Raw genomic sequence first — 8,183 nt, forward strand, 5'->3', positions numbered from 1 at the left:
ATCGCCTTCATGCGCGGCCGCACGCTGAGCCACGCCTTCGTCATCGTCGACGAGGCCCAGAACTGCTCGCGGCTGCAGATGAAGATGGTGCTGACGCGCCTGGGCGAAGGCGCGCGGATGGTCGTCACCGGCGACCCGACCCAGGTCGATTTGCTGAACCCGCGAGACTCGGGCCTCGCCCACGCCGTCTCGATCCTGGAAGGGGTCGAGGGCGTCGCCGTCTCGCGCTTCACCTCGGCCGACGTCGTGCGCCATCCGCTCGTCGAACGGATCGTCAAGGCCTATGACGCCGACGCGGCGCAAAGCACGCCTCGGTAAAGAGTACTCCCCGCTAAAATGACCATCACCGTAGACATCGAGATCGAGGACGAGGCCTGGACCACAGCGGCCGAGGACGCCGAGGCCCTGGTCTGGCGCGCCGCCCAGGCCGTGCTGGACGCGCACGAGGACATCGAGGGCCAGGGGATCGTGATCCTGCTGACCGATGACGACAGCGTCCAGGCCCTGAACCGCGACTTCCGTCAGAAGGACTACGCGACCAACGTCCTGTCCTTCCCCTCGCCGCCAAACCCCGAAGGCCAGATCGGCGACATCGCCCTGGCCTTTGGCGTCTGCACCCGCGAGGCGCGGGAGCAGGGCAAGTCTCTGGCCCACCACCTGCAACATCTGGTGGCGCATGGCGTGCTACATCTCCTAGGATACGACCACGAGCGCGACGACGAGGCGGAAGCCATGGAGGCGCTCGAACGCGAGATCCTGGCGGGGCTGGACGTTCCTGACCCCTACGCCAGTGACGAAGAGGGACGCTGACCAGGGCCATGCCCAGCGACGAGCCTAGTCAACAGCCCGCCGCGCCGGCGCGAAGAAGCCGGGGCGTGCGGGCGTTCCTTAGACGTATGCGCAAGCGGCTGACCGTGGGCGGCGGCGAGTCCCCGCGTCCGCCCGAGCCGCCGGCCCAGAGCGGCGAGGTCGATATCGTCGACCAGGCCGAAGCCTTCCAGACCCTGCGCGTGGCCGACGTGATGACGCCGCGCGCCGATATCGTCGCCGTCGAGCTTTCCACGCCCTTCGAGACCCTGGTCGCCCAGTTCGTCGAGGCGGGCCACTCGCGGATGCCGATCTACCGCGAGACGCTGGACGATCCCGTCGGCGTCATCCACGTCAAGGACGTGTTCCGGCTGATGGCCGAGGACGAGAAGCGCCCCAGCGGCGCCGACCTTGTGTTGAACAAGCTGCGCCGTGAGGCGTTGTACGTGCCCGCCTCGATGAAGGCCGCGGACCTCTTGCTGCGCATGCGCACCAGCCGGATCCACATGGCCTTGGTCATCGACGAGTTCGGCGGGACGGACGGCCTGGTGACGATGGAAGACCTGATCGAGGCGGTGGTCGGCGAGATTGATGACGAGCACGACGACGCCGCGTCCGCCGCGATCGTGGCGCGGCCGGGCGGTGTCTTCGACGCCGATGCTCGCGCGCCTCTGGAAGAGCTGGAGGCCGCCCTCGGTCGCGAGCTGGCGCCCTCCGACATGGAAGAGGACATCGACACGGTCGCGGGCCTGGTCGTCGCCCTGGCGGGCCGGGTGCCGCAACGGGGCGAGGTCATCGCCCATCCCGACGGCTATGAGTTCGAGGTCGTCGAGGCCGATCCGCGCCGGGTGCGTCGGGTCCGGGTGCGCGGCGGTCCCTCGCTGCAGGCGCAGGGAGCCGAGACGGTTTCCGAAGGCCTCGACGCTTCGTGACCGCCTGGAATCGTTTTCGTCAGCGCGCCTGGAGCGGGCCGTTGCTGGCTTTGGTCGCTGGCCTCGCGGCCGCCTTGGCGCATCCGCCGTTCGGCCTATTGCCCGGCCTGCTGGGCTACGCGCTGCTGCTCTACCTGCTGGACGTCGTCGACGAGTCCAAACCATTGCGCTCGGCTTTCTGGCGCGGCTGGCTGGCGGGCGTGGGCTATTTCGGTCTCGGGACCTGGTGGATCGGCGAGGCCTTCCTGGTCGACGCGGCCAATCAAGGCTGGATGGCGCCGTTCGCGATCGCGGCCATGGCGGCGGGCTTGGCGCTGTTCTGGGGACTGGCGGCGCTGCTCTACCGCCTTCTGCGCCCCGCCAGCGCCTGGCGTCTCCTGACCTTCGCCGGCGCGTTCGCGGCCCTGGAGTGGGCTCGCGGCCATGTCCTGACCGGCTTTCCGTGGAACCTGCCCGGCGAGACCTGGCGCGCGGGCTCGGCCCCCTCCCAGGCCGCGGCCCTGGTCGGCGCCTACGGCCTGACCTGGATCACCCTGGCGATCGTCGCGGCCCCCGCGGTCTGGCGTGAGCAGCGCGGCGGTCGCATCGCCCTGGCCTCGGCGGCGGCCGGCCTGGCCGCGCTCTACGGGTATGGCGTCCTGGCTCTGCATAAGCCGCTGCGCCAGGAGCCGCCGGTCTCGGTCCGGATCGTCCAGGCCGACATCCGGCAGGACGCCAAGTGGGACGCCGCCCGCTTCGCCCAGATCGTCCAGGCCTATGTCTCGCTGACGGCGCAGCCCTATGCGGGAAAGCCGGCCGATCTGGTGATCTGGCCCGAGGGCGCGCTGCCGGCCGCGGTCAACGACTATCTGGCGCCGGGGACCTGGGTGCGTCAGGCGATCCTCGACAGCGTCCGCCCCGGCCAGACGCTGCTGATTGGCGGCTACCGCTACGAAGGGCCGATCGACAAGCCGGTCTACTACAACAGCCTGATCGCCCTGCGCCGGACCGACAGCGACCTCGAGGTCGTCGGCGTCTACGACAAGCACCGATTGGTTCCCTTCGGCGAATACTTGCCCGCCGAGGCGTTTCTTACCCAAATTGGGTTTAAGAGCCTGGCCCATCTCGGGGACGGGTTCGCGACCGGCCCGCGTCCCGCTCCGCTGCGGGTCATGCCCGGCCTGCTGACGCAGCCCCTGATCTGCTACGAAAGCCTGTTTCCTGGATTATCCAAACAAAACAACGATGTTCGGGTCCTGATCAACATCTCGAACGACGCTTGGTTCGGCGTTACGTCCGGCCCGCTTCAGCACCTGAATCTTGCCAGTTATCGCGCGATCGAGCGGGGGACGCCCATTCTCAGGGCCACGCCGACCGGTGTTAGCGCTGTCATACGTGCAGATGGTCAAGTTGCCGACGGCGCGCGGCTTGGGCTAGGACAACGCGGAGTCATCGATGCGCAAATACCAGGCCGAGGCCAGGTCACGCTCTTCGATAACTTCGAGGATTTCCCCTTTTGCGTGCTTCTACTGATATCTATGGTTGCGTCAGTTCGCCTGCGAGCAGGTAAATCCTTGTGGACTATTGCGCCATCGAAAGACTCGGGCTGAATTAAAACCGCAATTTCAGCTATCAAGCGTGGGTATGAGCGATTTGTCGGGCGCCGAACGCCATCCCAATCCGGTCGACCTGCACGTGGGTGCGCGCATTCGAATGCGCCGCAAGATCCTTGGCGTGAGCCAGGAGCGTCTTGCCGAGGACCTTGGCCTCACCTTCCAGCAGATCCAGAAGTACGAGCGCGGCGCGAACCGGGTCAGCGCCAGCAAGCTCTATGAGATCGCCAAAAGCCTGCAGGCGCCGGTCGCCTATTTCTTCGAGGGCTTGGAAGCGACGGCCGACGGCGTGTCCGAAGGCGGCGAGCCCTTCGTTCACGACTTTCTGATGACCTCGGAAGGGCTCGAGCTGGCGACCCAGTTCCCCCGGATCACGCGGTCCAGGGTTCGTCGCCGCATTCTCGAACTCGTCCGGTCGATGGCCGAGGAGGAGGCGAGCGAAGACGATTGATCGTCAGGCTCGCTTGCCCGCATAAACATATCTTTATATGGTTCCGGTCTAACTGAACGCCGAATGGCGCGCGTGTAACCGCGCGCCTCCCATGGCCGGAGCTGTCTCTTGACCCGTTCGTCCTACATCTTCACCAGCGAGAGCGTTTCCGAAGGCCACCCCGACAAGGTCGCCGATCGCATCAGCGACACCGTCGTCGACGCCTTCCTGAGCGTGGATCCCGAGGCTCGCGTCGCGTGCGAGACCCTGGTGACCACCAATCGCATCGTCCTGGCGGGCGAGGTTCGCGCCGGCAAGCCGGGCGGCGACAAGAAGGCCAACAAGCAGCTGACCAAGGACATCCTCCATTCGCTGGAGCCGAAGGTCCGCGCCGCGATCAAGGATATCGGCTACGAGCAGAAGGGCTTCCACTGGCAGAAGGCGAAGTACGCCAACTACCTGCACGGCCAGTCGGCGCACATCGCGCAGGGCGTGGACGCCACCGACAAGAAGGACGAGGGCGCGGGCGACCAGGGCATCATGTTCGGCTACGCCAGCACCGAGACCCCGGAGCTGATGCCGGCCACCCTGCAGTACAGCCACAACATCCTCAAGCGCCTGGCCGAGCTGCGCCACTCGGGCGAGCTCCATGAGCTGGAGCCTGACGCCAAGAGCCAGGTGACCCTGGAGTACGACGGCAATGGCCGTCCGCAGCGCGTCGTCTCGATCGTCGTGTCGCACCAGCACAAGAAGAAGATCGACGGCAAGGCCGCGACCTCCAAGCGCGTGCTGGACCTGATCAAGCCGCACATCCTGCCGATCTTCCCGGACGGCCTGATCACCAAGAAGACCCAGTGGCTGGTGAACCCCACCGGCCGCTTCGAGATCGGCGGTCCGGACGGCGACGCCGGCCTGACCGGCCGCAAGATCATCGTCGACACCTACGGCGGCGCGGCTCCGCACGGCGGCGGCGCCTTCTCGGGCAAGGACCCGACCAAGGTCGACCGCTCGGCCGCCTATGCCTGCCGCTACCTGGCCAAGAACGTCGTGGCCGCGGGCCTGGCCGATCGCTGCACGATCCAGATCGCCTACGCCATCGGCGTGGCCCAGCCGGTCTCGTTCCACGTCGACCTGCACGGCACCGGCAAGGTGGACCCGGCGGTCCTGGAAAAGACCCTACCGCAGCTGATCGGCGGCGCCACCCCGCGCGCCATCCGCGAGCACCTGCAGCTGAACCGCCCGATCTACGCCCGCACGGCGGCCTACGGCCACTTCGGCCGCACGCCGGACAACGAGGGCGGCTTCTCGTGGGAGAAGACGGATCTGGTCAGCGAGCTGAAGGGCCTGGCTTAAGCGCTAGACCGTTTCGCCACCTCAATTGCCTTCCTAGGCCTTAGTGCCTAGGACCCATCGTTCCGCCGGCGTTGCGCTCGACAGAGATCCGCAACGCCGGCGGTTTGCTTTTCTGGACTACCTAGTCCTGGCCCGACCATGGGTCCTAGGCGCAAGGCCTAGGAAGGCGAATTTTGTTTTTTCTCACGTCGGTTCTAAACAGCGCCCCATGACCAATCCGCAACAACCCCACGGGCCGCTGCGCTCGTTCGGCCGGCTGAAGTCGCGTCCGGTGAAGCCGCGCCAGCAGGCGTTGCTGGACACCCTGCTGCCGAGGATCGCCGTCCCGCAAGGGCCCTTCCAGCCGCTGGAGCTGATGCCCGAGGCCAAGTCCGTCTGGCTGGAGATCGGTTTTGGCGGGGGCGAGCACATGGCCGCCCAGGCCGGCCGCCATCCCGAGACGCTGGTCATAGGCGCCGAGCCGTTCGTGAACGGCGTCGCCAGCGCCGTGCGCCATGTCGAGGAGCAGGCGCTGGAGAATGTCCGCATCCACGAGGGCGACGCGCGCGATGTCGTCGACTGGCTGCCCGACGCGTGCCTGGACCGCGTCTTCATCATGTTCCCTGACCCCTGGCATAAGGCGCGGCATAACAAGCGCCGCCTGATCCAGCCGGAGTTCGTCGCCAAGCTGGCGCGGGCGATGAAGCCGGGCGCGGCCCTGCGCTTCGCCACCGACTGGGCAGACTATGCCGAATGGACGACCGAGCGGGTGCTGGCCGATCCCCACTTCCGCTTCGCCGAAGAGGGAGCGGACCGCAACGCGATCCCCACCGACCACGTCACCACGCGCTACGAGGAAAAGAAGCTCGGCGACTGCGCGCCGGTGTTCCTGGACTTCGTCAGGGCTTAAAGCAAAAGGGCCGGCGTATCCGCCGGCCCTCTGCAATTCAATACGTCTCGTTGTAGCGCTTGATCGCCGCGCGGATGATGTCCGCGGTTTCTTCTATATCGGCCCAGCCGGTGATCTTGGTCGACTTGCCCTTTTCCAGATCCTTGTAGTGCTGGAAGAAGTGGGCGATCTGCTCGGTCAGGATGGTCGGCAGGTCGCGCCAGCTGGAGACGCCCGTGTAGAACGGGTGCAGCTTGTCGACCGGCACCGCCAGGATCTTCTCGTCCGAACCGGCTTCGTCGACCATCATCAGGGTGCCGATCGGGCGGCAGCGGATGATCGCGCCGGGCACCACCGGGGTCGGACCCACGACCATGATGTCGGCCGGGTCGCCGTCGTCGGCCAGGGTGTGCGGAATGAAGCCGTAGTTGGCCGGATAGAACATGGCCGTGTGCAGGAAGCGGTCGACCATCAGGGCGCCGCTTTCCTTGTCGATCTCGTATTTCACCGGCTCGCCGCCCTGCGGGATCTCGATGATGGCGTTCAGATCGTAAGGCGGATTGGCCCCGGTCGGGATCTTGGAGAGGTCCATCGTGACTCTTTGCTTGTGTTGGTCCGCGGGGAGGCGGCCTGCGCGGACGGGCTTATAGGCCCAAATTGCTGCGGCGCGGAAGGGGCGAGCGTCGTCGGAGTCGACAAGCCACCCCAATTCGCCTATAAACCATCCCACATCGTCCGTTAGCGCTAGATGGCGCTTTCGAGCGGCGGCCCGAAAGGCTGCCGCTTTTTGTTTGGCCGGTCGGCGACCGGTGAAGAGTTCGAGAGACACGTGCGCGGTAAGACGCAGGAAGACCGAGAGCTGATCGAGATGCTCGATCCCGTCGCCGAGAGCCTCGGCTACGAGATCGTCCGGCTGCGCCTGATGGGCGGCGCCGAGCAGCGCCGTCTGCAGATCATGGCCGAACACCCGCTGCTAGAAGACGGCACGGGCGGCGACATGAACGTCGAGGACTGCGCCCGCCTCTCGCGTGCGATTTCCGAGGTGATGGACGCGGCCGACCCGATCGCCGGCGAATATACGCTGGAGGTCTCCAGCCCTGGCGTCGATCGTCCGCTGACCCGCCTGAAGGACTTCGAGGACTATGCGGGTCTCGAGGCCCGCATCGAGCTCGACCGCGTGGCCGAGGGCCGCAAGCGCTTCAAGGGCGAGCTGGCCGGGATCGAGGACGACCAGGTCGGCCTCAATATCGAGGGCGAGGACGACGTGACCGTCTACTTCCCCTTCGCCTGGATCATCGACGCCAAACTCGTCATGACCGACACCCTGATGAAGCGGGGCGCCGAACAGCGCGCCGCTCGTCTGAAATCCGACAACGACGACCTGTCCGAAAGTGAAGAGGACTGACCATGGCCATCGGCATCGCCGCCAACCGGCTTGAACTCCTGCAGATCGCCGACGCGGTCGCCCGGGAAAAGGGCATCGAGAAGGAAGTCGTCATCGAGGCCATCGAGGACGCCCTGCAGAAGGCCGCTCGCGCCCGCTACGGCGCCGAGCACGACATCCGCGTCAAGATCGACCCGCGCACGGGCGAGACGACCCAGAAGCGCGTGATCGAGGTCGTGGCCGACGACGCCGAGCTGGAAGGCGAGATCGGCAAGATGCCGCTGGCCATCGCCAAGCGCACCTGGCGCGACGCCGAGATCGGCAAGGTCTACGAAGAGGCCCTGCCGCCGTTCGAGATCGGCCGCGTCCAGACCCAGATGGCCCGCCAGGTCGTCATGCATAAGGTCCGCGAGGCCGAGCGCGAGCGTCAGTACGATGAGTACAAGGATCGCGTCGGCGAGATCGTCAACGGCAGCGTCAAGCGCGTCGAATACGGCAACGTCATCGTCGACCTGGGCCGCGGCGAAGGCATCATGCGCCGCGACCAGTCGATCCCGCGCGAGAACTTCAACGTCGGCGACCGCATCCGCGCCTACATCTACGACGTCCGTCGCGAGACCAAGGGCCCGCAGATCATGCTGAGCCGCGCCCACGGCGGCTTCATGGCCAAGCTGTTCGCCCAGGAAGTGCCGGAAGTCTACGACGGCGTCATCGAGATCCGCGCCGTGGCCCGCGACCCGGGTTCGCGCGCCAAGATGGCCGTCATCTCGAACGACAGCTCGATCGATCCCGTCGGCGCCTGCGTCGGCATGCGCGG

Annotated in this window: 10 protein-coding genes; 9 read left to right on the forward strand and 1 reads right to left on the reverse strand. The window is 66.6% G+C overall.

Annotation, left to right across the window (positions count from 1 at the left end; translation table 11 throughout):
• The 7 genes from Q0379_RS02135 to trmB form a co-directional block, all read left to right on the forward strand.
• Positions 1 to 318: PhoH family protein (locus Q0379_RS02135; protein WP_299003798.1), on the forward strand; the 318-nt coding region annotated here is incomplete at its 5' end.
• Positions 319 to 354: 36 nt separating this feature from the next.
• Complete coding sequence (gene ybeY / locus Q0379_RS02140; protein ID WP_299003816.1) at positions 355 to 810, forward strand: rRNA maturation RNase YbeY; 456 nt, start codon at positions 355 to 357, stop codon at positions 808 to 810.
• Positions 811 to 818: 8 nt separating this feature from the next.
• On the forward strand, positions 819 to 1,739 hold the full coding sequence (locus tag Q0379_RS02145) for a hemolysin family protein (RefSeq protein WP_299003800.1): 921 nt from the start codon (positions 819 to 821) through the stop codon (positions 1,737 to 1,739).
• Entirely contained in the window at positions 1,736 to 3,328 is a 1,593-nt protein-coding gene (gene lnt / locus Q0379_RS02150) for an apolipoprotein N-acyltransferase (RefSeq protein WP_299003802.1), read from the forward strand. The genes Q0379_RS02145 and lnt overlap by 4 nt, the downstream gene beginning before the upstream one ends.
• A 28-nt stretch (positions 3,329 to 3,356) precedes the next feature.
• The gene (locus Q0379_RS02155; protein ID WP_299003805.1) at positions 3,357 to 3,782 is read left to right on the forward strand and encodes a helix-turn-helix transcriptional regulator; all 426 of its coding nucleotides are present in this window, start codon (positions 3,357 to 3,359) and stop codon (positions 3,780 to 3,782) included.
• Between the two features lie 108 nt (positions 3,783 to 3,890).
• Entirely contained in the window at positions 3,891 to 5,114 is a 1,224-nt protein-coding gene (metK, locus tag Q0379_RS02160; RefSeq protein ID WP_299003807.1) for a methionine adenosyltransferase, read from the forward strand.
• Positions 5,115 to 5,322: 208 nt separating this feature from the next.
• Positions 5,323 to 6,003 (forward strand): tRNA (guanosine(46)-N7)-methyltransferase TrmB, encoded by a 681-nt coding sequence (trmB, locus tag Q0379_RS02165; RefSeq protein ID WP_299003808.1) that lies wholly within the window; start codon positions 5,323 to 5,325, stop codon positions 6,001 to 6,003.
• A 37-nt stretch (positions 6,004 to 6,040) separates the two neighbouring features.
• On the opposite strand, the gene ppa is transcribed toward trmB, so the two are convergent.
• Positions 6,041 to 6,574 (reverse strand): inorganic diphosphatase, encoded by a 534-nt coding sequence (gene ppa / locus Q0379_RS02170; protein ID WP_291878929.1) that lies wholly within the window; start codon positions 6,572 to 6,574, stop codon positions 6,041 to 6,043.
• A gap of 237 nt (positions 6,575 to 6,811) precedes the next feature.
• On the opposite strand from ppa, the gene rimP reads away from it, so the two are divergent.
• Both rimP and nusA read left to right on the forward strand, forming a co-directional pair.
• Positions 6,812 to 7,387, forward strand: coding sequence for a ribosome maturation factor RimP (gene rimP, locus Q0379_RS02175; RefSeq protein WP_066682324.1), 576 nt, complete (start codon positions 6,812 to 6,814; stop codon positions 7,385 to 7,387).
• Positions 7,388 to 7,389: 2 nt separating this feature from the next.
• Positions 7,390 to 8,183, forward strand: a 794-nt coding sequence (gene nusA, locus Q0379_RS02180) for a transcription termination factor NusA (protein ID WP_299003814.1), incomplete at its 3' end; no start/stop codon positions are given.

It is taken from the genome of uncultured Caulobacter sp. (assembly GCF_937900395.1).
GTDB lineage: Bacteria > Pseudomonadota > Alphaproteobacteria > Caulobacterales > Caulobacteraceae > Caulobacter.

What these genes read in the sequence shown, in the direction of transcription:
- Q0379_RS02145 (WP_299003800.1), top strand. Translation starts at nt 819, where the DNA reads ATGCCCAGCGACGAGCCTAGTCAACAGCCCGCCGCGCCGGCGCGAAGA.
- trmB (WP_299003808.1), top strand. Translation starts at nt 5,323, where the DNA reads ATGACCAATCCGCAACAACCCCACGGGCCGCTGCGCTCGTTCGGCCGG.
- ppa (WP_291878929.1), bottom strand. Translation starts at nt 6,574, where the DNA reads ATGGACCTCTCCAAGATCCCGACCGGGGCCAATCCGCCTTACGATCTG.